Source organism: Allobosea sp. 01N443 (assembly GCF_056399325.1).
Genome location: NZ_JBFTRC010000030.1, coordinates 1 through 25,295 on the forward strand (window position 1 = coordinate 1; position 25,295 = coordinate 25,295).

General features: G+C 64.8%; 23 protein-coding genes and 1 pseudogene. 2 read left to right on the forward strand and 22 right to left on the reverse strand.

What is annotated here, in order from left to right:
- A partial coding sequence (locus AC1DRP_RS10730; protein ID WP_476768464.1) for an AraC family transcriptional regulator occupies positions 1 to 768 on the forward strand: 768 nt, incomplete at its 5' end.
- 24 nt (positions 769 to 792) lie between these two features.
- Here the strand turns inward: AC1DRP_RS10730 and AC1DRP_RS10735 are convergent.
- Entirely contained in the window at positions 793 to 1,719 is a 927-nt protein-coding gene (locus tag AC1DRP_RS10735; RefSeq protein WP_441488109.1) for a LysR family transcriptional regulator, read from the reverse strand.
- Positions 1,720 to 1,810: 91 nt separating this feature from the next.
- Between AC1DRP_RS10735 and AC1DRP_RS10740 the strand changes: the two genes are divergently transcribed.
- Entirely contained in the window at positions 1,811 to 2,242 is a 432-nt protein-coding gene (locus tag AC1DRP_RS10740; RefSeq protein ID WP_441488108.1) for a PACE efflux transporter, read from the forward strand.
- A gap of 221 nt (positions 2,243 to 2,463) precedes the next feature.
- Here the strand turns inward: AC1DRP_RS10740 and AC1DRP_RS10745 are convergent, their stop codons facing one another.
- The 21 genes and pseudogenes from AC1DRP_RS10745 to AC1DRP_RS10845 form a co-directional block, all read right to left on the reverse strand.
- On the reverse strand, positions 2,464 to 3,288 hold the full coding sequence (locus tag AC1DRP_RS10745; RefSeq protein WP_441504487.1) for a MipA/OmpV family protein: 825 nt from the start codon (positions 3,286 to 3,288) through the stop codon (positions 2,464 to 2,466).
- A 78-nt stretch (positions 3,289 to 3,366) separates the two neighbouring features.
- Positions 3,367 to 4,746, reverse strand: a complete 1,380-nt coding sequence (locus AC1DRP_RS10750; RefSeq protein ID WP_476768465.1) for a sigma-54-dependent transcriptional regulator — start codon at positions 4,744 to 4,746, stop codon at positions 3,367 to 3,369.
- Positions 4,743 to 6,473 carry an ATP-binding protein gene (locus tag AC1DRP_RS10755; protein ID WP_476768466.1) on the reverse strand — a complete coding sequence of 577 codons (1,731 nt, stop codon included), beginning with the start codon at positions 6,471 to 6,473 and terminating at the stop codon, positions 4,743 to 4,745. Before AC1DRP_RS10755 ends, AC1DRP_RS10750 begins: the two co-directional genes overlap by 4 nt.
- Before the next feature lie 54 nt (positions 6,474 to 6,527).
- On the reverse strand, positions 6,528 to 6,959 hold the full coding sequence (locus AC1DRP_RS10760) for a DUF2147 domain-containing protein (RefSeq protein WP_476768467.1): 432 nt from the start codon (positions 6,957 to 6,959) through the stop codon (positions 6,528 to 6,530).
- Positions 6,946 to 7,362: an EamA family transporter gene (locus AC1DRP_RS10765; RefSeq protein ID WP_441504484.1), complete on the reverse strand. Its 417-nt coding sequence runs from the start codon at positions 7,360 to 7,362 to the stop codon at positions 6,946 to 6,948. The genes AC1DRP_RS10760 and AC1DRP_RS10765 overlap by 14 nt, the downstream gene beginning before the upstream one ends.
- A complete protein-coding gene (locus AC1DRP_RS10770) occupies positions 7,359 to 8,546 on the reverse strand; it encodes a GNAT family N-acetyltransferase (RefSeq protein WP_476768468.1) in 1,188 nt (395 codons plus the stop codon). Before AC1DRP_RS10770 ends, AC1DRP_RS10765 begins: the two co-directional genes overlap by 4 nt.
- Entirely contained in the window at positions 8,543 to 9,397 is an 855-nt protein-coding gene (locus tag AC1DRP_RS10775; RefSeq protein WP_476768469.1) for an alpha/beta hydrolase, read from the reverse strand. Before AC1DRP_RS10775 ends, AC1DRP_RS10770 begins: the two co-directional genes overlap by 4 nt.
- Before the next feature lie 13 nt (positions 9,398 to 9,410).
- Entirely contained in the window at positions 9,411 to 9,764 is a 354-nt protein-coding gene (locus AC1DRP_RS10780) for an EamA family transporter (protein ID WP_441488100.1), read from the reverse strand.
- The gene (locus tag AC1DRP_RS10785; RefSeq protein ID WP_476768470.1) at positions 9,761 to 10,684 is read right to left on the reverse strand and encodes an arginase family protein; all 924 of its coding nucleotides are present in this window, start codon (positions 10,682 to 10,684) and stop codon (positions 9,761 to 9,763) included. The genes AC1DRP_RS10780 and AC1DRP_RS10785 overlap by 4 nt, the downstream gene beginning before the upstream one ends.
- A gap of 17 nt (positions 10,685 to 10,701) precedes the next feature.
- Positions 10,702 to 12,156 carry an aspartate aminotransferase family protein gene (locus AC1DRP_RS10790; RefSeq protein WP_476768471.1) on the reverse strand — a complete coding sequence of 485 codons (1,455 nt, stop codon included), beginning with the start codon at positions 12,154 to 12,156 and terminating at the stop codon, positions 10,702 to 10,704.
- The gene (locus AC1DRP_RS10795) at positions 12,149 to 12,841 is read right to left on the reverse strand and encodes an MtnX-like HAD-IB family phosphatase (RefSeq protein WP_441488097.1); all 693 of its coding nucleotides are present in this window, start codon (positions 12,839 to 12,841) and stop codon (positions 12,149 to 12,151) included. Before AC1DRP_RS10795 ends, AC1DRP_RS10790 begins: the two co-directional genes overlap by 8 nt.
- Before the next feature lie 353 nt (positions 12,842 to 13,194).
- Entirely contained in the window at positions 13,195 to 13,920 is a 726-nt protein-coding gene (locus AC1DRP_RS10800; RefSeq protein ID WP_441504482.1) for an HpcH/HpaI aldolase family protein, read from the reverse strand.
- Positions 13,921 to 13,927: 7 nt separating this feature from the next.
- Positions 13,928 to 14,758, reverse strand: a complete 831-nt coding sequence (locus AC1DRP_RS10805) for a carbon-nitrogen hydrolase family protein (protein ID WP_476768472.1) — start codon at positions 14,756 to 14,758, stop codon at positions 13,928 to 13,930.
- A gap of 78 nt (positions 14,759 to 14,836) precedes the next feature.
- Positions 14,837 to 16,387 carry an ABC transporter substrate-binding protein gene (locus tag AC1DRP_RS10810; protein WP_476768473.1) on the reverse strand — a complete coding sequence of 517 codons (1,551 nt, stop codon included), beginning with the start codon at positions 16,385 to 16,387 and terminating at the stop codon, positions 14,837 to 14,839.
- A gap of 24 nt (positions 16,388 to 16,411) precedes the next feature.
- Complete coding sequence (locus tag AC1DRP_RS10815; protein WP_441504480.1) at positions 16,412 to 17,551, reverse strand: C45 family autoproteolytic acyltransferase/hydolase; 1,140 nt, start codon at positions 17,549 to 17,551, stop codon at positions 16,412 to 16,414.
- A gap of 13 nt (positions 17,552 to 17,564) precedes the next feature.
- Positions 17,565 to 19,118, reverse strand: a complete 1,554-nt coding sequence (locus AC1DRP_RS10820; protein ID WP_476768474.1) for an ABC transporter substrate-binding protein — start codon at positions 19,116 to 19,118, stop codon at positions 17,565 to 17,567.
- A gap of 85 nt (positions 19,119 to 19,203) precedes the next feature.
- Positions 19,204 to 20,049, reverse strand: a complete 846-nt coding sequence (locus AC1DRP_RS10825; RefSeq protein WP_441504478.1) for an alpha/beta hydrolase family protein — start codon at positions 20,047 to 20,049, stop codon at positions 19,204 to 19,206.
- Between the two features lie 22 nt (positions 20,050 to 20,071).
- Positions 20,072 to 21,502, reverse strand: a complete 1,431-nt coding sequence (locus tag AC1DRP_RS10830; RefSeq protein ID WP_476768475.1) for an NAD-dependent succinate-semialdehyde dehydrogenase — start codon at positions 21,500 to 21,502, stop codon at positions 20,072 to 20,074.
- A 34-nt stretch (positions 21,503 to 21,536) separates the two neighbouring features.
- Positions 21,537 to 22,817, reverse strand: a pseudogene (aptA, locus tag AC1DRP_RS10835) (omega-aminotransferase AptA).
- A gap of 201 nt (positions 22,818 to 23,018) precedes the next feature.
- Positions 23,019 to 23,918: a GntR family transcriptional regulator gene (locus tag AC1DRP_RS10840; RefSeq protein ID WP_476768476.1), complete on the reverse strand. Its 900-nt coding sequence runs from the start codon at positions 23,916 to 23,918 to the stop codon at positions 23,019 to 23,021.
- Between the two features lie 221 nt (positions 23,919 to 24,139).
- Positions 24,140 to 25,075 (reverse strand): alpha/beta fold hydrolase, encoded by a 936-nt coding sequence (locus AC1DRP_RS10845; protein WP_476768477.1) that lies wholly within the window; start codon positions 25,073 to 25,075, stop codon positions 24,140 to 24,142.
- Positions 25,076 to 25,295: the final 220 nt, after the last annotated feature.

The window sequence follows — 25,295 nt, forward strand, 5'->3', positions numbered from 1 at the left end:
AACCTCGGATGGATTGCCTATGCCGAGGCCGACATCCTGGTGCACAGCAACGAGGATCCGGCGGGCTACACCATCCCTCTCCATAGCCACCAGCGCATCCAGTTGCTCTGCGTCTTCTCCGGCGTGGTGGCAGTCGCGACCGAGCGCGGCCGCTGGATGATTCCGCAAGGCCACGCGCTGCTGATCCCTCACCATCTCGAGCATTCCGTGGAAATGCTGAGCGATGTCAGCATGCGATCGGTCTATCTTCTGCCCCGGGAGGGCGTCCTGGCCGATCCCGAGCCGGTGGTGCTCGAGGTAACGGATCTTGCGCGCAGCCTCATCATCGAAGCGATCCGCCTGCGCGAGGCGCCCGCCGGAAGCCGCAAGCTCACATTGAGCCTTCAGCTCCTGATGGAAGAGATCGCCTCCCTCGAATCCCGTCCTCTCGGCCTTCCCTTCCCGGCCGACAGGAGACTCGCGGCGCTATGCCGGGCCTATATGGCAGCGCCGTCGGCGAATGCCCGGCTCGACACCTGGGCGGAAGCGCTTGCGATGAGCCGCCGAACTTTCACACGCTTCTTCCTCAGGGAGACGGGCGTCAGCTTCGCGACCTGGCGGCAACAGGCCAGCCTGTTCGCCTGTCTGCCGAAACTCGCGGAAGGCGCGCCGGTGACGCAGATCGCCATGCTGGCGGGCTACGAGAACGTCGCCGCCTTCACCACGATGTTCCGCCGCCTGCTTGGGACCTCGCCGCGCAGCTACATGAAGGCCTCGATCACCGGCTAGGCCCGCGCCGGCTCGCCAGGGCCGCTATGTCCGGTTTCCTTCCGGCAGTGGCGACCTCCAGGACGAGCTGGTGTCGATCCGGGTCGTGGCGAAGCGCTCGCGGAGCCACTTGGCTGCCGGACCRCATGGCCGCTGCTTGTGCCAGATCATCTCGAGCGCGATCGGCCAATCCGCGTCGTCGAATTGAAGATCCGGCGTGATCAGACCGGGGGCGGCCGGCGAATTCGCGATGACATGGTCGGACACGAAGGCCCAGCCGATGCCGTGCTTCACCATTTCCAGAATGACCCAGTGGCTTTCCACCCACCAGACCTCGGCGGCAACGCGCAGGCGCCGCTTCTCCGGCCCGTCGCTTCTGGCGGCGACGAGGATCTGCCTGTAGCGCTTCAGCTCTTCCCAATCGACGCGGGCCTTGGCAAGCGGATGGTCCTTGCCGCAAACCAGCTTGAGCGGGACCCATCCGATCGTCTGGAAGCCAAGCTCCGTCGGCAAGACCTCCTGACGCCACATCACCCCGATATCGGCTTTCCCCGCGAGGACCAGCCGGCTCACATCCTCCATCAGCGGAAACAGGATTTCGAGCTCAACATGGGGGAAGTGCCGCGCGAAATCGGCAAAGAGCGCCCCCAGAGCGTGCTCCGGGTAAAGTTCGTCGATCGCGATGACAAGCCGCTTCTCGACATGAGCCTCGAAGCTGCGCGCGACGCCGATGAGGTGTTCGCTGCGATCGAGCACGACCTTGGCCTCGCGCAGCAATCTTTCGCCCGCCGGAGTGAGCACGGGATTGCGCCCAGCCCTGCTGAACAGAGCGACGCCGAGATCCTCCTCGAGATTCGAGACCTGCGTGCTCACGGCTGATTGCGCTTTGCGAAGCGCGCGCGCTGCCCCGGAGAACGAGCCATGCTCCGCTGCCGCGACGAAGGCCCGAAGTTGGTCCAGCGAAACCGTCATCTATCTGATTATCAGATACGATCCAACTTGATGCAATCGAAATGACAGATAGAGAACGCGGCCATCAATCCTAGTGAAGGCCCCTTAGCACATGCGCTCCGTTCGAGACCGAATCCGCCACGCACTCATGTTCGAGGCGATCGGATTAGCCATTGTCATTCCAGCGGGAGCCTATCTGTTCGGCCTGCCGGCGGGCCATATGGGCGTCATCGGCGTCGGCAGCGCAACCGTCGCTACGATCTGGAACTTCCTCTTCAACCTGGGCTTTGACCATGCGATGCAGCGTATGGTCGGCCATACCCATAAGGGTATCGGCACGCGCATCCTCCATGTCGCGTTGTTCGAGGGCGGACTTCTGATGATCCTGCTGCCCCCGATCGCCTGGTATCTCGGCATTACCCTGATGCAGGCCTTTGTGATGGATATCGCGATCGTCGTCTTCTACGTCGTCTACGCCTTCAGCTTCAACCTGGCCTATGATCGGGTCTTCCCGATCCCGGCGAGCCCGGCCTATGCCATGTGACGCTGAGACTGTCGTCGCGGCGTCAGCTCATCATGGCGGCCGCGCGCTGGACCGCGGGCCTCATCTCCAGCCGGAGACGAAGCCCGCCCGATGACGAGTGCGAGGACCCGTATCGCTGATAAATCCGCTGCTGCGGGCGAGCCGGATCGGGGTGCCGTTCAGGCTGCTTCCGGCCCGGCTCGAACAGCCCCTTCACTTGGCTCTGTGCCTGAGGGTTGGCGCTAACCGCCAATCTTGAAGGAATAGGTCGTGCTCAATCCGAACGAGAACTGGTCGCGCGCGCCAATGGTGCGGACGATCGGCGAGCGCGCGGCATCCTGGAGCAGGCGGTCATAGCGGGCATAGGCCGTGGTCTTCCAGACGTCCGACCATGCATATTCGAGTGCCGCCGCGAGGCCCGCCGATTTGACGCCTCCCGACGGGCTGTAGGCGGCGAGGATGCCGTTAGCCTGCGATTCCTCCGGCGTCACACCGAAATTCCTGCGCATGTACGCCTGGTTGCCGAAGGACAGGCGCGGACCACCCGAGAGCGTGAAGCGGCCGATCGGTTGAACCCAGTCGACGAAGATATCGGCGACGATGCCATGATGGCCGTGGAAGCCCTGCCGTACCTCGATACGAGTCCGTAGCCGGTCCTCGATCGGCCAGAACTCGGCGAAGGCGCCAGCCTCGATCGTCCAGGGCACGTCTCGCATGCCGAACAGTTTTCGATCCGAGCCGGAATAGCGACCCGACTTCAGGTCGCCGACGACGCCCATGCTGAAGCGGCTCGTCTCATACAGGGCGAAGTCCAGCCCCTCGTCGGGTGCGCTGAACCCTTCCGGCTCGCCAACCCGCCGCCAGCTCAGCGACGGCGTGCCCGACGGTCCGTAGGCCTTTGCGCCGTCATATTTGGGACCGATCTGACCCGAGCCGCCGAGCGTCACGATCCAGCCGGAGGCCGGAGTGGGGTTCAGCAGCGCCGGAGCCGGATCGGCCGCGACAGCAACCTGGGATCCAGCGACCAGGCACAGACCGGCGACGGCAAGCTTAGGGTAGGCGGGCACAATCGTCGCTCCTGCAGGACACCCAATCGCTTGCCATATCTGAACTCTGTCGCAAACCGGTAAAGATCGAACCCAGCGTCACTCGACGATTTTTCTGCCGAGTTTCACGTCCAGTTTCTTAATGCGGTGCCACAGGCTGCGCTCGGCAATGCCGAGGAGCCGCGCGGCCTGGACCTGGACGCCGTCCGTACGCCGCAGCGCCTCGATGATGAAGCCGCGCTCGAGCCGCTCGAGTTCGGCATCGAGATCGTTCGGGAGGCGATCGCGCTCGGCGCGCCGCGCGCCACCTTCAAACAAGTCGCGAGGCAGATCCGGGACGTCGATGGTCGGGGACTTCGCGACGATCACGGCGCGCTCGACGCAATTATGCAGCTCACGGATATTACCGGGCCAGTCATGGCCGTCCATCGCCGAGAGAGCGGCCGGGGTAAAGCCGGTCACGCGCTTGCCCATCGCCTCGGCCAGCGTCGCGAGGAAATGGGCGGCGAGGATCGGGATGTCCTCGCGCCGCTCACGCAGGGCAGGCAACTGGATCGGGAAGACGTTGAGCCGATAGAACAGGTCCTCCCGGAACTCGCCGGACGCAACCGCCTGGCGCATGTCCCTATGGGTTGCCGCGATCAGCCGGACATCCACCGTCTGGCTGCGGGTGCCGCCGACAGGTTCGAAGCTGCGCTCCTGAACCGCACGCAACAGCTTCGCCTGAACGGCGATCGGCATATCGCCGATCTCGTCGAGGAAGAGCGTTCCGCCATCGGCGGCGGCGAAGCGGCCGACGCGGTTGGCCAGCGCTCCGGTAAAGGCACCTTTCACATGACCGAAGAGCTCGCTTTCGAGCAATGTCTCGGGGATGGCAGCGCAATTGATCGCGACAAAGGGCTTGTTCCGGCGCGGACTGTTGAAATGGATCGMGCGTGCGACGACCTCCTTGCCGGTGCCGCTTTCTCCGTTGAGCATAACCGTGGCGCGCGTCTCACAGACCTCGGTGACCTGCTCGATCACCCTTCTGAAGGGCGGGCTTGTTCCGATCAGATTTTCGAAGCTGTAACGGCCCTCGAGTTCGCCCCGCAGCCGCTCATTGTCGCGCACCACCTCGGCCAGCCGCAAGGCGCGGCGAATGACGGCTGCGACATCCTCCATCTCGAACGGCTTGGCGATGTAGTCGAAGGCGCCCTCCTTCACGAGTTCGACAGCATCGCGAACCGTGGCAAAGGCGGTGATGACCACGACCGGAACATCCGGCCAGCGCTTGCGCACCTCCTGTAGCAGGGCGCGCCCATCCATCCCGGGCAGGCGCAGATCAGTCAACACGAGGTCGAACCGTTCCTGCTCCAGACTGGAAAGCGCCTCGCGGGCGTTTTCGACGGCGGTCGCGCGATAGCCGAGATCATCCAGCGCAGCCGCCAGAACATCGGCCAGTCGGGTTTCGTCATCGACGACCAGGATGCTGTGGGTCATCCGGGTGCTCCACGCTCCAGCAAAGGCAATGTAATTGTGAACGAGGCGCCCTGCCCCGGCGGGCTCGCATAATGGGCGCGGCCACCATGCGCAGCAGCGACGGATTGCACCTTCGCGAGGCCAAGCCCCGTGCCCTTCGTCTTGGTGGTGAAGAAGGGATTGAAGATCTCGCCCCTGATCTCGTCCGCCACGCCATCCCCCTGATCGCTGATTGTCAGCGAAATCTCTCCATCGGCCGATGTGAGCTCCGCCGTGATCATTCCGCCGGCGGGCATCGCATCGATCGCGTTCAGGACGAGATTCAGGCCCGCCTGATGGAGCTGGTCCGGGTCGCCCGAGATCAGCCCACCCCCGCTATGATCCCTGATGTCGAGGACGACGTCATGACGGTCAAGCTCCGGCATGGCGATCGAGGCCACCCGATCGATCACCGCGCGGAATGGAAAGACCGTCTTGCTCGGCGCCTTGGGCTGAGCGAAGTCGAGAAAGTCCCGCACCAGCGTCTCGATGCGGCGTACCTCCTCGATCACATAACCAAGCATGCGGTCCTCGGCGGCCCCGAGCTTGGCGCGATTGCGCACCACCTCGGTCGAGGTCTTGATGATACCGAGCGGGTTGCGGACTTCATGGGCAATCACCATCGCCGCTTGCCCAAGGGCCGAGAGCCTGTCGCGACGCCGGAGCTCGGTCTCCAGAGCATGCAGCTTGCCGAGCTGCTCCGCCATACCGTTGAAGCCTGCGGCGAGCTGCGCAATCTCGCGCCCGCCGGTTTCAGGAACCCGTTGCTTGAAATCGCCGGCTGCAATCGCCCGGACGCCGCGCGTCAACGCACGCAGCGGCTTGACCAGGATACCCGACATCGCAGCGCCGACGATGATCGAGATGAGGCTACCTAGCAGGAAGATGCCGATGAAGAGCTGGGATGGTCCAAGCTGCTCGAAGAAGTCGGCACCGCTCGGCAGCCCGATGAATGCGACAGCCGCCAGCTTGCCATCGATACCGCGGAAGGCGGTGTAGACCGCACGATAGGCGCCGCCATCGGCCTCGCGGTCGAAGATCGTATCCTCGCCCTTCGCCAGGCGCTCACGGATCGCATCGGGTACCGTGCGCGTATCGTCCGGATGGGTCAGCATGACGGCTTCGAGGCCCGCGCTGGTCTCGGCGAAGAGCCGGACATCCAGCGAGGTCACCACCTTGATGCTGCCGAGATAAGAATCATCGAGCCAGGTGCCGACAAGAACGTAAGCCGGCTTGTCATTGACCTGGACGCTCTGCACGGCGCCGGCCATGAGGTGCTTTTCATCCCCGGTCGTGATCTTGAAGATGCCCTGGCTCGTTTCGGTGGGCAGGACAGCCGAGGACGTGAAGTCGCGCGAGTTGAACAGCATTTCGCGCCGATCGTCATAGATCGCGATCAGGTCATAGCCGACCGAACTGAGCAGCGCGAACTCCCGCTCGATGGCCTTGGGGCGGCGAAGATCGCCATGGACCGAAGTCTCCAGGCGGTGGCCGATGACGCTGGAGACGCGCTGCGCCTCCTGAGTCGCTTCGGTCACCTCGAGCATGAAGAAGCGCGAGGTCTCGCCGAGCCATTGCTCGACATTCGCCTCAAAGGCGGAGGAGATCAGCCGTGCCGCGACATAGGCAGAGGTCAGCATCGCCGGGACGCTGACGAGCAGGAAGCCGATCACAAGCCTCAACCGCAGCGACGTCTTGCGAATTGGCATCAAGCCGTCTCCAGGACAATGGAAGGCTGCGTTCTGCCCAAGCAGGACGTCCGCTCAGGGTCGCCTCGTCCAGGTGTCGTCATCGCAGATAAAACCACCCAGCACGCACCCCTTTACGACGAGTGTCCTCTGTGACTGCAAGCTGATCGTGGTCTTGTAAGTGCGACCATCCTCCGGATTATACCCCTCCCCTGCAAGCAGCCCCGCCGTACCCTCAGGCCTGAAGCCAGTCAGGACCTGGACACCGAGCAGCGAGCGCCCGCGCAAATTGCTGTCGGGGTTTGATCGATCGACCCGCTCCTGCTTGAGCCAGACGATCTTGCCGCAGAGCGCCTGCCCGCAGCGCGCGATCGCAATCTCGGACTCGCCATCGGAATCGCGCCAGCGCCCGACGACCTCGCTCATCGGGTCCGCAGCGGCGGCATGCAGCGACGGCATCGCCACCAATGCGGCGAGAACAAGCATTCTAGCGCTAAGTCTGGCCATCGCCATCCTCCTCATCCTCCCAACCCAAAGCAATGACGCCGGCGACGATCAGGGCGATGCCACCGGCTTGAACGGCATCGATCCGTTCGCCGAGCGCAAGCCAGGCGAGCAGAGGCACCGTGACATAGGCGAGCCCGGTCATCGGAAAGGCGCGGCTGAGCGGCATGTCACGCAGGATCAGCATCCACACGATGAACGTTGCGGCATAGCCGAGCGCCGCCAGCCAGACGCCCGGCAGCGTCGATGCCCTGATCATCATCTGCAGCCCGAAATCCATGTCGGCGAGCCCGTCCGCCCCCCATTTGAAGGCAAGCTGGGTCGCGGTATCGAGCGCAATGAAGACCGTCCAGATCCAAAGCTGGCGCCATGGCACGGGCTGCCGCGAGGTCTCGATCGTGCTCATGCCGCCTGCTCCCTTGCCGCCTGCTCCCTTGCCGGTGTCCGGGGCAGCGCCCGCAGGTCCGGATCGAACCTGTCGAAGGCGAACCAGGGACTGGCCGATTTCAGGGCCCATTGCAGCGCGGCATTCCGGTGCCTGAAGAAGACCGTTGAAGGCACCAGCCGGCTGCCGAAGCGCAGTTTCGACGCATAGGCTGTCTGGCCGGTCTGCAGCCGGGCGATGCCGCGTTCGAGACAGAAACGAACATTCGTCATCCAGCTCACCACATAGAGGTTGTGCTGACGGGCGAGCGGGTAGCGCATGCCGAGGAACTTATCGATCACCCTGTCATTCTCGATCAGCAGCAGATTGAAGGCGGCGAGCGTCTGGCCCACCCAATAGAGAGCAAAGACGGCGCGCTCGCCGAGCGCCGCCGAGACAGCCTTGAAGTAACCCGGGGGGAGCACCTCCAGATCACCGTAGTCGAGGTCGCTCTCGGCCCGCGTCGACTCGTAGAGCTCGGCGATCTCGCTCTCGATACCCTCGAGCCCATGCCGCATCTCGACCCGGATCTCGCCGGCCTTCGCCAGCTTGCGCCGGATATCCTTGCGCGTGGCAGCCGAGAGCGAGGCGAGATAGTCCGCCTCGCCAGCGAAGGGCAGATCGAGGACCGCGAACGGCAGGCTGCCGACACCAGCAAATCCCCGCGACAGCAGCGCATCACGCAGATCCGACGCACCCTGCGCGGCAACATCCTTCCAGGCCACGACATCGGCCCCCACGCTTCGGGCGTGCTGGTCGAGAATTTCGCCCAGCGCGGCGAATGCGGACGCGGATTGATCCGATTCAAGCCCATTGCGCACGCAGGCATGACAGCGTTCGGCATAGGGCGAGCCGACACAGAGCACCTTGAGGCAGACGAGACGCGGCGCCAGCCTGAACACCGCATCTCCGAAGCGCCGGAGCCCACCCTGAAATGGCGTATCAAGCCGATAGGTGAACAGGAAGARCGGCGCGATGGCACTGACGCCAAGGGCATCCTCGACACAGGCCGCGCCCATGGCGATCCCGCTGCCGCTTCCGGCCAGCGCCTGCTCACAGGCGCTGTAATAGGCATGGTTTTCGGCTTCGCCGGGGCAGCAGCGATCCCACGCCTCGGGCGCAATCTCGGCGATCCGTTCGACGATGCGGGCGCGCGGCGCGTTCATTCCGCCGCAACGGCGCAGAGGCTCGCCGGCTCCCGTCGGACCTTGTCTGGAACGGACAGCCGCGCCGCCAGGGCAAGCGAGCGGTCGATCACGACATCGCGCTGCTGGTCGATGGTCACGAGATGATAGCTGTCATTCAGCACGACGGTATCGACGATTCCGCCAAGGCGCCGCTGGATATAGGCCGCATTGGAGAGACCGGAGATGTCGTCCTCGCGCGCCTGCACGACGAGCGCGGGACAGGTGATCTCGCCCATCCGGCGGCGCGTGTCCTTGATCAGCGCCCACATCTGCTGAAGCGAGCCCGCGGGCGTGCCCAGGAGGCCGGCCTGCGAGCTGTCCCCGCCGCCCATCGCCCCCACGATCATCGCGCGGGTGCGCTCATCCTTGACGCCATAGGGCTCGCGCTCGACAAAGCGATAGCGGCGGCCCATGGGCGTGTTGATCAGCAGCTTCAGCAGAAAGCTGTACCAGGGGATCGACCAACCATCATACCAGAGCGTCGGGGCGTAGAGGGCAAGCCCCTGTACGTCGTCGCGGTGGCGTGCCGCGATATGCATCGCCATTACCGCCCCCATCGACAGTCCCCCGACGATGACCGTGTCGCAAATCAGCTTCATCCGTGCGAGCTCGGCTTCTACGCTGGCTGTCCAGTCGCGCCAGCCCGTCGCCAGGAGATCGCCCTCGCTGCCGCAATGCCCCGCCAACCGGGGGCAATGAACGGTGTGACCGGCCCGCGCCAGCGCGCGCGCGACGAGCCGCAGCTCGACTGGCGTGCCCCCCAGGCCATGGATCAGGAGGAACCCGGTCCGGCCACCGGCGAAGCGAAGGCTGTTGTCTTTTGCTGCCACGGAAACGAATCCCTCAGGCGGTGCGGGCGACGATGACGACGCCAAGAGTGATGAGACAGGCGCCGAGCCATTGCCGACGCACGACGCGCTCCTTGAGGAACACGGCGCTGGCAAGCGTGACGCCAAGGAAATTCAGGCTGGCGATCGGGAACGCGATCGAAAGCGGCACTTCGGCAAGAATCCGCAACCAAACCACGACCTCGACGAGGTAGATCAGGATTCCCCAACAGATCCAGCTGTCCCGCAGCGCGGCCAGGACGAGCGCCCGTCCGTGTACGTCGGGCAAACGATCAGCCCCAAGCTTGAAGCAGAGCTGGCCTGCGACATCGCAGATCACCGACAAGGCGAACCAGAGCACGAGCGTCATGGCAGCACCCGGTCGAAGCAATCCAGCAAGACACCGTTCACGCGCGCATTGACCGCCAGCTCGGCGTCCGTGACCGGGCGTCGCGGCGGATGATCGAAATAGGCGAGCGTCGCCCGGAACGGATCGGCGAAGCGTGGCTCGGAATAGTCGCCGCAGATATCGACGCCGACGATCTCGCACTGCTCCGCCAGCCGTTCGATCGCAAGCAGCAGATTCTCGAGCGGCAGCTCGCCCTGATCCCAGTTGGTCGCGGCATCGCCCGGGCCAAGAACATCCTTGTCAATCGTCAACCAGATCCGACGGGTCGGCAGGTTGCGGATCAGCTCATCGAGGAAGTCGCCCCAGTTCTCATTCGCGAGATTGCGCCAGTGCAGTGCCCCGGCCTTCTGCGTGTGCCCGCGTCCATCACGATAGCGGCGCCAGACGCGAGAGGGCGCATGCCGCCATGGGTAGAGTTCAATCCGCCCGTCGGAGACCGCGTCCAGATTGGCGAATTGCCATTCCGGCCTGACCAGGTCGCTGCTGCACGGGCCGATCGTCACGACCCGTTTGACGTGTTCGAGTTCGAGGGCGCGGTTGACCCAGGCGCCGCAATTCACGGTCGCCGGAAACCGCACCCAGTCGGGGTGATTGTCGAAATGCACGACCGTCAGCGGCCGACCGGTCTGCGCAAGCAGGCCGGCCGTCAGATGATGGAAGTCGCCTGATCCGTAGAATGTCACGGAAGCCTCGCCTTCGCGCATGGGTTTCGCGCGCAGTCGCTCGTGCAGCAGGCTCAGCGCCCGCCTGCTTGCGACGATACGCAATGCGCTTCCAAGATCGGTCGCATCGATGCGGGTGGCGGCTCCCGCATCGATGCGCCGGTGCAGCGGCTCCTGAACCGCCGCACTGCCGTCGAGGTCGATCACACGCAACTGCACGTCCGACCTCGCCGTTTTCAAACCCTGGCGACGCGCGTGAACAACTGATCGAGCAGCGCGAGCGCCAGATCGATCTCCGCGTGGGTCATTGTCAGCGCCGGAGCCAGTGTAATGACGTTCTTGTGGTAGCCGCCAATGTCGAGGACGAGCCCGTAGCGCTGGCCGTCGACCACCAGATCGGCCTTCATGCCTTCGTCGCACATCAGGTCGACCAACCGCTTCGACGGGGTGTAGCTGTCATGCGGCTCGCAGATCTCGATGCGCAGCGCCATGCCGAGACCATCGACGTCGCCAACGATCCGGTGCCGGCGCTTCAGTTCCTGGAAGCCTTCGAGGAAATAGGCCCCCTTCTCCATCACCATGGTCTCGTAGTCGTCCTCCTCCATCATCTTCATCGCCTCGAGCGCGACGGCGGTGCCGAGCGGGTTCGCGTTGAAGGTCGAGTGGGTCGAACCTGGCGGGAAGATGGTGGGGTTGATCAGCTCTTCCTTGGCCCAGATGCCGGAGAGCGGGTTCAGCCCGTTGGTGACCGCCTTGCCGAAGACGATCACATCCGGCTGCACGCCGAAATGCTMGATCGACCACAGCTTTCCGGTCCGGTAGAAGCCCATCTGGATCTCGTCGACGACGAGCAGGATGCCGTGCTGATCGAGGACCTTCTTCAGCTCGATGAAGAAATTCGGAGGCGGAATGACGTAGCCGCCGGTGCCCTGAAGCGGCTCGACATAGAAGGCCGCATATTCCGACTGGCCGGCCTTGGGATCCCAGACGCCGTTATACTCGCTCTCGAACAGGCGCGCGAACTGCTTCACGCAATGCACGCCGTATTCTTCCTTGCTCATGCCCTTGGGCGCGCGGAAATGGTAGGGAAACGGCACGAACTGGGCCCGCTCGCCGAAATGGCCGAAGCGCCGGCGGTAACGGTAGGACGAGGTGATGGCGGAGGCACCGAGCGTGCGGCCGTGATAGCCGCCCTCGAAGGCGAACATCAGGCTCTTGCCGTTGCTCGCATTGCGCACGAGCTTCAGTGAATCCTCGACCGCCTGTGCGCCGCCGACATTGAAATGCACCCGGCCCTTGCTGCCGAATTTCGCCTGCGCATCACGGGCGATCATCGCGGCGAGTTCGATCTTCTCGCGGTGGAGATACTGGCTCGCAACTTGCGGCAGAGTGTCGATCTGGCGCTTCAGCGCCGCGTTCAGGCGCGGATTGGCGTAGCCGAAATTGACCGCCGAATACCACATCTGCAGATCGAGGAAGCGATTGCCCTCGGCATCGAACATGTAGGAGCCGTCGCAGCCCGAGAAGATCTTCGGGAACTGCGTGTAATGGACCGTGTCGCCATGGGAGCAGTATTCCGCTTCGAGGGCGAGCAGGCGCGCCTCCTCCTCGGCATGGAGGCTCGTCGGCCGGGATTGCAGACCAGCCAGTACCGGGGAAGCCGGCTCAAGCAAGGCGTATCCGTCATCCATCGATCATATCCTTGAGTTGGTTCTGGGCTCCGCTCGTCACCGGGCTGGCCAGCAGTTCTTCCAGCAGGCCGACGGCCTCGGAAAAATCGGAGAAGGGGTGATGAGGCAGAGCGTTGTCGTGGCAATGCCCGATGAGGCTTTTCTTGGCGAAGACGAGATCCGCCTGGCCGGCGAGACAGAAATCCGAGCGGCCGTCACCGACGAGCAGGGTCAGCGGTCGTCCGAAGCCGTCGGCCACTCGACATTTGCAGGTGCCGCTCGCGCAATCGCCGGATAGTGCGGCATGCGGCGACGTCAACTGCCAGCGCTCGCCGCCGACCGCAGCGAGGTGATTGGCGATGACGGGCAGTGCGCCGAGCCCGATCCGGCCCAGCACCGCGCGGATCGTGCGGTCAAGGCCGTCGGAGACGACCGTAACCGGGATATCGTGCCGCCGGCAGAGTGCGACGAAGGCGCTGAAGCCGCTATCGATCGCAATCGTCTCGGTGAAGCCGTCGAGCACGGCCGGCAGCACGCGCAGCAATTCGACCTGCCTGGCCATGCATTCGCGGGAGCCGATCCGGCCGGAAACCCAGTCGTCCTCGATAGCCTCCCAGCCCGGTTCCGCGAAACGGGCCAGGATCTGGTCGGTCGTGTCTTCACACGTTATCGTTCCGTCGAAATCGACGATGGCCTGCCACAGCATGCTCGGCGCTCATTTGTAGCTCTCGGTGAATGCCGGTAGCGCAAGCGCTGTGCCATCTCGCAATCAATTGATATTGCTACAAATTCGGACGAATTGTCTGCGCCGTCCGCCCCCCATTCGCGGAGCTTCCATCAAAAATTGGAGCCAAACCGTGCGTCGGCTCATCGGACAGGGAGGCCGATGGCGGCGACCTCATGCAGCGCCGCAACGACGCGGCGTTGCCCGCTTTCTTCACATGAGAAGCCGAGAGGTCCGTCTGGCGGAGGAGGTCATTGCCCCGTCAGCGCGGGGGAGGCCGACATCTCTGCAAGCCCGGAACCGCCCAGTGGTCAGGCGCACGAGGCCGCGCATCGTTACACGGCAGTGCGCGCCATCTGGAGCCCGCTGGCCATCGCTGCCTGCTGCTCCGCGACCACCAGGAGTGACGCGCCGTGTTCCCCGGCGAAGGCTCGTTCTGCTGCGGACCATGCCGGCATGATCCAGGGCTTTTCCGCTGCAGCGCAGGCTGAAGCGATCCGGCCGATATCGCCCCTGTCGGCATCACTGAAGCGATAGCGACCTCTCCCCCGCGTCAGCGAAAGGTCCGAGGGGCCAACGAAAACGCCATCCACGGTCGGCAGGGCGAGAATGGCTTCGACATCGGCAAGCGCCTCGGCCGTCTCGACCATCGGGTAACAGGCGGTTTCGCGGTTATCGTCCTCGAAATAGCTGGCGGACGGCGCGCCATAGCGGACGCTGCGGGCTCCGGCATAACTCCGGGTTCCCAGCATCGGGTATTTCGCCGAACGGCAGATTGCCGTTGCATGCGCCACCGAACCGACATGCGGGATCACGACGCCATTCGCGCCGAAATCGAGCGCCTGCTGGATCGGCTCGGCCTGCGGCCCGGCAACCTTGACCAGAACTTCGAGCTTCAGGGCGCGAGCAAGTGGAATGAGCTTGTCGAGATCCCCAAGCGACAGCGTCCCGTGCTCGACATCGAGAACGAGCGTATCGAATGCCAGGTCCGCCGCGATTTCGACGAAGACCACGTCGGGCGCTGCAAGCCAGCAGCCGATCTTGGGCTGTTTCCGCGTCATCGGATGCTCACCTGACAGAGGCAAAGGGCAGACGGCGGTGGCGCGCCAGCGGGATGCGCGTGCGGGCGAGATCGATCGCGGCAAGATCCAGCCGAGCTGCAACGATGCCTTCGCCCAGGGCGCGCTTGGCGATGACCGCGCCCCATGGTTCGGCGATGAGCGAGTGCCCGTAATTGTAGAGTATCTGCCCATCTTCCTCGAAGGGCCCCTCCTGCCCGGGCGCGAGAATGAAGCACTGGCTCTCGATGGCACGGGCCCGCAGCAGCGGCTCCCAATGCTCCTTGCCGGTGTGCAGGGTAAAGGCTGCCGGCACCGCGATCATGCGGGCGCCAGCGTCGACAAGCGCGCGAAACAATTCGGGGAAACGCAGATCATAGCAGATCGTGCAGCCGACAGTGACGCCGTCGAGATCGAAGGTCACCAGMTCGGATCCCGCGCCGTAGATCTTGCCTTCGTCATAGACCGTGCCATCCGGCGCGGTGATCGCGAAGAGGTGGATCTTGCGATAGCGGGCGACCTCGCGCCCCATGCGGTCGAAGACGAGACTGGTGTTGAAGATGCGGTCTCCGTCACGCTCGTTCAACGAGCCGCCATGGATGTAGACGGCGTGGCGGGCGGCAGCCTCTCGCAGCATGGCATAGGCTTCGCCGCCCGGGCACGGCTCGGCCGCGGCGCGCTGGGCGTCGGCATCGCCGCCATAGAGCGTGAAGCACTCCGGCAGCATGACGAGATCGGGTTTCTCTTCTCGGCAGGCCTGTTCGATCAGGCGCTGTGCGATGGCGATATTGGCGGCCTTGTCCTGGCCGGCATTCATCTGGATCAACGCGACTTTCATCATGTCTCGCTTGTTGGGGACACCTGGCGGACGACAGCGCAGGCGGCCCGCTGGAGGGCGGTTTGCCTGCGCGCCCATCGGTCACTTCTTGAGGCTGACGGCCCAGAGTCTCGGCTTCGGCATGATGGTCGCGGCATAGCCCTGGACGCTCGAGCGCGCCGCGGCGACTTCGACACCGTTATAGAGCATCAGAAACGGCGCCTGCTCGATGAAGAGAGCATGGAGCTTGTCGAACAGGGCCTGACGTTCGCCATCCTTGGTCGACGCCAGGATATCGCGCAGGAGTTCCTCCGCCTGCGGATCGTCCCAGATCCGGTTCGGCCGCTTGTCTTTCGAGCCCATCACCGCGCCATAGGCCAGGGCGGGGTCATAGCGGGCCGAATAGGAGAAGGACTGCATCTGGTAGTTGCCCTTGCTGTAACGATCGAGCTGCGTCGCCCATTCCAGCACCTCGAGCGTCGCGTTGATTCCGGCCGATTGCAGCATCGCCTGGGCGATGACAGCGCTCTCATAAGTGTCGCGCTCGTTCTTGTTCGCCATCAGCACGATCGGCTGGCCGGCATAACCCGCCTCCTTCAGCAGGCGGGCAGCCTTGGCCGGGTCATAGCTATGGAGGCGGGCCTGCTCCTTCGAGTCGAAGCGCGATTCCGTCGGGACGACCGAAGCGTTTGGTTGCCCCAGCCCCTCCGATACGGCCTTGACGAGTTCGCGCGTGTCGATCGCGGCGGCGATGGCCTGACGCATCTTGACGTTGGCCAGCAGCGGATCGCGGGTCTGCAGCAGGATCGTGTTGAGCATCATGGTCGGCGAGGACGAGACCTTGATCTCCGGCCGCGCCTTCAGCTCTGGAATATCGGCTGCCGCCAGCGAAGGCAGGATGTCGATATTGCCACGCAGCAGCGCGGCCTTGGCCGTGGCGTTGTCGGGGATCACCATGAAATTGACGGTATCGACGAGCGCGCGCTTGCCCCCGACATAACCATCCGGCTCGCCGCCGCGATCGGTATAGCCGTCGAACCTGTCAAGGCGGACATATTCACCGCGCTTCCATTCCCCGAACTTGAATGGCCCGGTCCCGACCGGCGCCTTGAACGAGCCGTCAGGGTTGAAGGACGAGCGGGCGATGATCGCAGTCTGCCCGCACTGGTTCCGCGCGATGCCCGCGAGAAAGACAGAACTCGGCCGGTTCAGGGTGAAGACGACGGTGTCCGCATCGGGAGCGGCGATCTCGACCTTGAGTATGTCCGATCCGTTGTACTCTCCCGTGCAGAGCCAGCCCGTCTTCGGGTCCATGTAGCGCTGCCAGTTCCAGACGACATCCGCGGATGTCAGCGTCGTGCCATCGTGGAACTTCACGCCCTTGCGCAGCCTGAGCGTATAGGTCAGCCCATCCGGAGACACCTCGATGCTGTCTGCGAGCAGCGGCTTCGGGGTGCCGTTGGCGGAGTAGCCGACGAGGCCCTCGACCATGTGAAGCACCACGCCATCCGTCGTGTCGTCCCGGTTCACCCCGGGATTGACGCTCCGGATATCGGCATTGAGACGCACGCGCAGAGTGTCGGCCTCAGCCGTCGACGCCTGAAAACAGGCAGCACCCATCATCAATGCGAGTGCCGTGAAACGCATTCTCATTCATTCCTCCCGTGGATAGAAATGTCAGGCCGCGAGCATCTTCGGCTCGTCGGCGAGGCTGTATTGGGTGAAGCGGCGATCGAGGGCGGGAAGAGCAGCCACCTCCATCACGCCGCTCGCCGGCTCCATCACCACCATCGCGACGGTCGCCGAGAGGTGAGCGTCGCGCAGGCCGGGCCGCGGTGGCCGGCAGACGCTGTAGGGCGTGGCGAAATCGTCGAAGAGCGCAGCCTTAACCTCGGCGGCGGACAGGGTGCCACCGCTCTGATCCAGCAATCGGCGCACACGCCAGTCGCGGTAGACGCTGTCCGGCACGTTGATGAGACCGGTATCCCTGAGCTTGCCGAGCGCAATGGGACTGACCCAGTGATTGGCGTGCACGATCAGCCCGTCGCTCGGATAGATCGCGAAAGCCTCGTCCGGGGCGCATTCGTAATTGACCGCAAACCCCTCTGCGCTCGACAGGATCATGTTGTTCGAGCAGGTCTTCTGCGTCGTCGCGACGGCCCTGATCGCGAAAGCGAGATGGGATTGCTCGAGCACCTTGCGGCGGATCAAGGCAAGCGGCACCCCCTGCTGGCGATAGTCGCGGTCGCTGTCGAGATAATTGGCGGTGATGGCGAGCCCAGCCGCATTCATGCCGGAACGGGCAAGCCCCCCGGCCTCGACGAAGGTCAGGAAATCCGGGCCGTTATCGGGGCGCACCCGCAGCACGATCGCCGTCTCCGCGCATTCGGCGCGCCAGTCCCAGTTCTGGGCGTGGATCAGCCGCCCCGACAGGCTGCGCTCCGGCATGACCACGAGACCGGTGCAGCCATCATCGGCTTCGTCTTGTTCCCGCTGCGGCCTGCTCCGTTCGATGCGGGCCTTGGCGATGACCTCGGTCCTGGCATTGACTATCACGATGTCTTCGAGCGTGACGCCAGCCCCTTCGGCTATCCCGCGCATCTCCTCGATGTAATGGGCTCCGAAGGCCTCGATCTCGCCCGCGAACGCCGTGATCAGTTCGGACTGGGCCGCGGCCGAGTAGCCGAACTCCGCGAGCTGGTCGCCATAGAGCCCGACGCTCCGGCGCACGCGCTCCCTGGCGGCCTCGCCATATTGCCGGCCGCGCTCGCGCGGGGCACCGGAGATGGAGACGAAGGGAAAGGGCGAGGTCGTCATTGGCTTGCTCCTGCTAACGGGTGATCCACACGCCCCAGGCGCGCATCTTGCCGAAGCCGGTGACGCCGATGCCGTCGACGCGGTCGCTCGAGGCTTCGACGAGGGGGGTGTTGTAGAGGCTGACGATCGGTGCCTGGTCGATCATGCGCAGGTGCAGTTCGTCGAAGATCGCCTGGCGTCGGCCGGGATCGAGCTCCGCCGTCGACGAGGACAGCAGCGCGATCGCATGCGGGTCCTCCCACTGGTTGTCAGGATCGACATCCTTGGAGCCGACGATCGTCTTGTAGTTCAGCGAAGGTTCGAGCCGTGCCGTGAAGCGGAAGGACTGAAGCTGGAAATTGCCCTTGCTGTAGCGGTCGAGCTGGGTTGCCCATTCCAGCACCTCGAGATCGACATTGAAGCCCGCCTGCTTGAGCATCGACTGGAGAATGATGGCGGTATCGTAGAGATGGGCGAGCTTCTGCGACGTCTGCAGCTTGATCGGCCGCCCGTCATATCCGGCCTCCTTCAGCAGCCTGCGGGCGAGATCGGGGTCGTAGGCATAACCCTTGCCGTGGACGGCCGTGTGGGCCGAACTCGAGTCCGGGATGGCCGAGGGATTGGGCTTGCCGAGCCCGTCCGTCCTGGTTTCCACCAGCGTCTTGAGATCGATAGCATGGGCTAGCGCGCGTCTGACGCGAATATCGGCGAAGAGCGGATCGCGTGTCTGGACGAGCAGCACGTTCCAGCTCAGCCCCTGTGCGGTCGAGACCCTGACGCCCTTGGCCGCCCTCAGCTCGACCACATCCGAAACATCGGTGACGATCCAGTCGATCTGGCCTGCCCGCAAGGCCGTCCTGCGCGTGGCATCGTCGGGCACCACCATCCAGCGCACCTGATCGACATGGGCGAGGCGCGCGCCGGCATAGCCGCTCATCGGCTCGGAACGCGGTCGGTAGCCGGCAAATTTCTTGAGGAGGATGAACGAGTTCTTGCGCCACTCGGCGAAGGTGAAGGGGCCCGTGCCGACCGGCTGACGCCACTCGCCGTTCGGCCCGACCGAATCCTTGTGCAGGATGCCGGTCAGGCATTGGACATTGGCGACATAGTGCAGGAAGAGCGCCGACGGCGCGGCGAGCCTGAAGACCACCGTGCGGGCATCGGGCGTCTCGATCGCCTCGATCTTCGCGTCCTGCGAACCGTCATACCAACCCCGGCACTGCCATTTCGTCGCCGGGTCCAGCATTCGGTCCCAGCTCCATTTCACGTCCGCCGAGGACATCGGCGCACCGTTATGGAAGGTGATGCCGTCGCGCAGGGTGAAGCTGTAGCTGCGGCCGCCATCGCCGACCGTGTAGGACTCGGCCAGCAACGGCGCGATGGTCAGGTCTTCGCGATAGGCGACCAGAGCCTCGAGCACATGATGGAGGATGGTGTCGCTGTCGCCGCTGCGCCGAACACCCGGCTCGCTGCTCGTGATATCGGTGGAGAGCGCGATGCGCAGCTCGCCACCCTGCTTCGGGACCTGAGCGAGCGCCTGCATCGGGCAGGCGAGCGCGGCCAGGGCCGCAAGCCATGCAACCTTCATGATCTCTCCCTTTCGTTCACGAGCGGCGCCCGGTTTTCCGGTGTCACCGCCCAAATGGCTGGCAGATCGCCGCGCCCTGCCCCCGCTAGAGGTTTTGCCGTTGGGCAAGCGCGCTGGCGAAGAACTCCTTCACCGGGGGGTGCACGAGATGTCCGATATGCTCGACGCCGGGCACGACATCGAAGCGCACCGGGATATCGAGGCTCAGGAAGGCGCGCTCCAGCGAGCGCAGGCGATCGACCCGCGTCACGCCGGTCTCGTTGATGCCCTCCATCCAGTTCGAGGAACTGGGAGCGACGGTGACGTCCCAGGTCTCGATGTCATCGCCGCCGATGACCATCTGGACCGCGACCTTCCGCATCTCGGACAGATCAAGTTCACGTCCGAAGATGCTCTTCAGATCGCCTGTCCCGAGCCACCACGGCTTGTCCGGGTTCGGCAGCGTCACGACGCCGGGAGCGCCGATCGAAACCCCCAGCAGTCGCTCCGGGTGCAGATAGAAGAAGCGGTGCACGAACTGCCCGCCGCCGGAGAAGCCGTGCATCAGCACCTTCTCGGCGTCGAGGCGATAGAGTTCGCCGATCTCCTCGATCATCGCCAGGACCAGGAGGTCGTAACGGATGCCGCGATAGAGGATGCGCTTGTAGTTATGCGTGTCACCCGGCTCCCCGATCCCGCAGGGAAAGAGCGGCACCAGGACGACGCATTGGTTGGCTTCGGCGAAATCGATGAACTGGTCGCGCAGGCTGTCGACCGTGCGGGTGCTGCCATGGATCAGAACGGCCAGCGGATAGCGCTTCGTGCCGTTCTCCTCATAGCCCTCGGGAATATAGCAGCAATAGGAGAAGCGCTGGTCGGCCTGGCAGGCAAAGATCGCCGTCCGTCCGAGCTGGTAATAGGAGAGCTTCTCGCCATGTCCGTTGCGCGTCATAGGTCGTCTTTCTCCGGTCGTCTCAGGCTTGGCTGATCGTCTTGGTGACAAGATAGGCGTCGAGCCCCTCGGTGCCGCCCTCGCGGCCGTCGCCGCTGTCCTTGACCCCGCCGAATGGGGTTTCCGCCGCAGCGATCTCGAAGCGGTTGATGCCGACCATCCCGGCCTCGATCCGTTCGCCGAGCGCCAGGGCCCGTAAGCAGGAGCCTGTGAATGCGTAGGCGGCGAGCCCGACCGGCAGGCCGTTGGCACGACTGATGACCTCGTCCAGATMGCGGAAGCGGGCGATCGGAGCCACCGGTCCGAAGGGCTCCTCGCTCATGATCGCCGCAGCCTCCGGCACATCGGCGAGAACGGTCGGCGCGTAGAAGAAGCCACGATTGCCGATGCGCTCACCGCCGCAGACAAGCCTGGCGCCATGGCGCTGGGCATCCTCGATCAATCCATGCACCGCTTCCAACCGCCTGGCATTGGCAAGCGGCCCCATGCCGATGCCCTGGTCGAGGCCATTGCCGACCTTGATCCGCTGGGCGGCCAAGGCGAAGGCGGTGACGAAGCGATCATGCACCGCCTCGTGGACATAGAACCGTGTCGGCGCGACGCAGACCTGGCCGGCATTGCGGAATTTTCGCTGGGCGCCGAGCGCAGCCACCGCCTCGACATCGACATCATCGAACACCAGGACGGGGGCGTGGCCGCCGAGTTCCAGTGTCGCGCGCTTGGGCCCCTGGGCGGCCAGGGCTGCAACCGCACGCCCACCCGCCGTGGAACCGGTGAACKAGACCTTTCGGATCACTGCTGAGCCGACGAGATGCCGCGAGACCGTTGGCGGATCTCCCAGGACGAGGTTGATCGCGCCCGCCGGCACGCCCGCCTCGACGCAGGCCTCGACCAGGGCAAGGCAGGTCGCCGGGGTTTCTTCCGACGGCTTGATGATGATCGAACAGCCGGCACCCAGCGCACCGGCGATCTTGCGCGCCGGCGTCAGCGCCGGAAAATTCCAGGGCGCGAAGGCGGCAACGGGGCCGATCGGCTCCCGCACCACGATCATCCGGGCGCCGGCCGTGCGGCTTGGAACGACCCGACCATAGGCGCGTCGCCCTTCCTCCGCATACCAGTCGAAGACCTCGGCAGATGCGGCCACCTCGCCGCGCGCCTCGGCGAGAGGCTTGCCCTGCTCACGCGTCATCACCTCGCCAATGGCGTCCTGACGCGCCCGCAGCAATTCGCCGACGCGACGCAGGATACGGCAGCGTTCGAAGACCGAGACCGCGCGCCAGGCAGAAAAGCCCGCCTCGGCAGCCTTCAGCGCGTCGTCGAGATCGGCTGCCGATGCCAGGCGCGCCGTGGCCAGGATGTCGCCGGACGCAGGATCATGGATCTCGATCTGGGCGCCGGAGCCCGCGCGAGCCGCGCCGCCGATATGCAGGGTAATCTCGGGATAGGCGCTCACGTCGCGCAACCTCTTCAAACGGGGATGGGCCGGATCAGGCGATGGTTGCGAGCGCCTTGCGGATGCTGGCGAAGAGGCGGTCGATCTCGTCGGGTTCGATCGTCAGCGGCGGCGACAGCACCAGCAGGTCGGCGCCGGCGCGGACGAGGACACCGTCCTGGAAACAAGCCTCGGCGCATTCCGAACTGCGCTGCCCCGCTCCGCCAGGCCGCGGTTCAAACTCGATCGCGGCCACGAGACCGATAGTGCGGATATCGATGACGTGCGGCGCGCCCTTCAGGGCATGCGCCGCATCCTCCCAGTGGCGCGCGATCCRCCGCGCGCGTTCGAACAGCCCTTCCTCTTCATAGACCTGCAGGGTGGCCAGGCCCGCGGCGCAGGCGAGCGGGTGCCCCGAATATGTATAGCCGTGGAAGAGCTCGATGCTGCCTTCCGGCCCGGTCATGAAGGCCTCGTAAATATGCGGCCCGACAATGGTCGCCCCCATCGGCACGGCGCCATTGGTCAGCCCCTTGGCGCAGGTGATCATGTCGGGAATGACGCCGAAGGCTTCGGCGGCGCAGGAGGCGCCGAGCCGCCCGAAGCCCGAGATCACTTCGTCGAAGATCAGCAGGATGYCGTGCTTGTCGCAGATCTCGCGCAGGCGCCTGAGATAGCCCTAGGGCGGCGGCAGCACGCCGGTCGAGCCCGCAACCGGTTCGACGATGACAGCCGCGATCGTTGACGCATCATGGATCTGCACGAGCCGCTCGAGATCCTCGGCGAGATCAGCGCCGTGATCGGGCTCGCCTCGCGAGAAGGCATTCCTGGCCAGGTCCAGCGTGTGCGGGAGATGGGCGACACCCGGCAGGAGGGGCCCGAAATCGCGGCGATGCCGGCTGATGCCGGCGACCGAGAGCCCGCCGAAGCCCATGCCGTGATAGCCGCGCGCCCGGCCGATCAGGCGGGTACGCCCTGCCTCGCCGCGCTGGCGGTGATAGGCCAGCGCGATCTTGAGCGCGGTGTCGACCGCTTCCGAGCCCGAATTGGAGAAGAAGACATGGTCGAGCCCCTTCGGCATCATGTTGGCGATGCGACTCGCCAGCGTGAAGGCGTCGGGATGCCCCATCTGGAAACAGGAGACGTAGTCGAGCCTGTCGACCTGGGCCTTGATCGCCTCCTTGATCCGCGGATGGCCATGTCCGGCATTCACGCACCAGAGTCCCGCCATGCCGTCGAGGATCCGGCGCCCGTCAGCCGTCAGGTAATAATTGCCCTCGGCTCCGACGAAGAGGCGCGGATCACTCTTGAAACGCCGATTGGCCGTGAACGGCATCCAATGGGCATCGAGGTCATTCGGGCGGGTGGCGGCAGAAGCGAGCAAGATTGAACCTCGGGAACGCTGGATGTTGTTTTGATCTTTTTGCAAAAATAATACAATGTCAAGCAAGCATGATGGCCGCGCTCGGGCCAACCGAATCTCACGAATGCAAAGGCGTGACGCCTTCGGCTCAGCCGCGGGGAAGGAAAGACCGGCTCAGCGCGGCGCGCGCGTCAGATGCTGGCGCATCAGGGTCGCCGCCCAGTTCGTGTCGCCCTGCTCGAGCGCATCCAAGATCGCCAGGTGTTCCCGGCAGGATCGCAGCAACGCCTCCCGATCGAGGCCGCCGTAATCGGCGTACTCGGTCAGGCGCCGCAGGGAGTTCTGCGCCTCCATCGCCTGGACGACGAAGCGATTGCCGGAGCAGGCGGCGAGCATGCCGTGAAAGCCGGCATTGACCTCGAAGAAGCGCTCTGCGGACGGCGTATGGTCGAGATCGGCGATGAAAGCATCATGCGCTGCCCGGCTTCGGGCAAAGGCCGGCTTGTTGACCCGAAAGCTCGGCTCGCACAGCCCCATGCATTCGATCATCATGCGGAAGCGATAGCTTTCCTCCCGCGCCTCAGGCGAAGCGAGCGACGGTACGAAGCTCCAGCCGTGACCGCGGCGCCGCTTGATCAGCCCATCCTCCGCAAGCCGCAGCAGAACCTTGCCGAGCGCGCTCCGGCCGATCTGATAGGTCTGCAGGAGGTCGGTTTCGATGAGGTTCTCGGGCAGGCGGCCAGCCTCGCGATCCCGCAGGATGGCATGAATGATGTCCTCGTCGCGCGCGCTCGGCAGGGAGCGCTCTGCGGCCTCGAGATCCTTGCCGTCCCGCGCAAGAAAAAAGCCCTGGTTCGCGCGCGCTTCGACTGCGCCCTGCTCCGCCAGCAGGCCGAGCGCGGCCCGCACCGGAGTACGTGAAACCTCGAAAGCTCGGGCAATCTCGGCCTCCCGCAGGTGGAAGCCGGCCGACCACTGCTTCTCGGCGGCGCAGGCCAGAATTCGCTTCGCGAGAGCGGTATGGAGATTGCTGGGCTTCCGCGATGTCTGGCGGGGAAGCGAACGCTCATTCATCAAGACGACTCCGTGCGCCGCAGCCCTAGCCGAATTGCATTATTTTTTCAACGAGAACCGAACCCTATCACGACCTCTCGTGCTGCTATCCAGATTGAGCTTCCCCTCTGTCGACCTTACCGGCCGATCCTTGGCACACTCTCGTCGGGTTCGCGACGTGCAGTCTCTCGCGTGTAGGCCTTCAGCGAAGTTCCCATGAAACGCGGCGGCGCATGCTGGCGTTACGGCGCCCGGCTGGCCTTGCCGTCACGCGCGGCGTCGACAACGTCGCGGATGGCGTCGATCACGAGCTGCGGCCGTTCCTTGTGGATCTCGTGGCCGCTGTCGGTGTTCGTGACATGCCTGGCGCCCGGCACGAGTGCAGCGAGCTTTGCCTGCGCCTCCCTCTGCGCCCTGTCGGTGACGTAGCCGAAATCGGAAGGAATGTCGGCAGGCAGCCGGCCATCGGCGATAAGCCCCGGGACGAGCGGTCCCCAGGGGTGATCCGCGCTCAGCACGGTCAAAGGCATCGGTCGGAGCGGCTCGGCAGCGAGCAGTCGATCGAAGCTGAGATTCGCATCGACTCGCTCGATCGCCGGATAGACTTTGAGGGCTTCAGTCAGGTCGCCATCGAGCAGCACGCGTTGGATCGCCCATTCACGAGGGGCCTGCGCTGCCCGAAGCCCCTCTGACAAGGCATCGACGAGCACCATCCCATTCACCTCGTCGGGATAGGTCATCGCATAGAGCCGGCTAACGAGGCCGCCATAGGAATGCCCGACGACCACGAAAGGCGTCGCGATGCCGGCAGCGGTCACCAGCGCATGCAGATCGGCGACTGCTGCCCGCGCGGTGACCGGCTGCGAGACCGGGTCGGTGCGGCTCGGCGCTTCGCCGACCGGAGTTCCCGGCCGGTCGTAGGCGCAGACCCGCGTGAACCCCGCCACTGCGGAAAAGACGTTCACCTTGCCTGGCTCGGACTGGGTCCAATCAGCGGCGGAGGCTCTCGCGCCTGCCACGATGACGACGGCAGGAGCCCCCATGCCACGACATCCGAGGTACATCTTGCGGCTGCCGTCGACGTTGACCACGCCTGAGACATCGCCGCTCTCCGCAAGCGCTGAGCCTGATGAGGCAACAAGGCCGATCATCAGGAGGAGGACGCACTGAGGTGACATTGAACGGGCTCTCCGGCGCGGCATTCGGCATCCCTGACTGGATCAGCGAGCCCACACGGCAAACGCTCGGCCACGGAGGTTAGGCAGCGACGGCTTGCGACGCAAACGAGGGCCTTCCGAAGCAGAACTTCGGCTTCGCCTCACTGGCTGCATTCCAGGCAGCCTCGCCGAACGTGTCGAGATCGACCTTGGAGAGCCCTTACTCCAGCATGCACGCAGG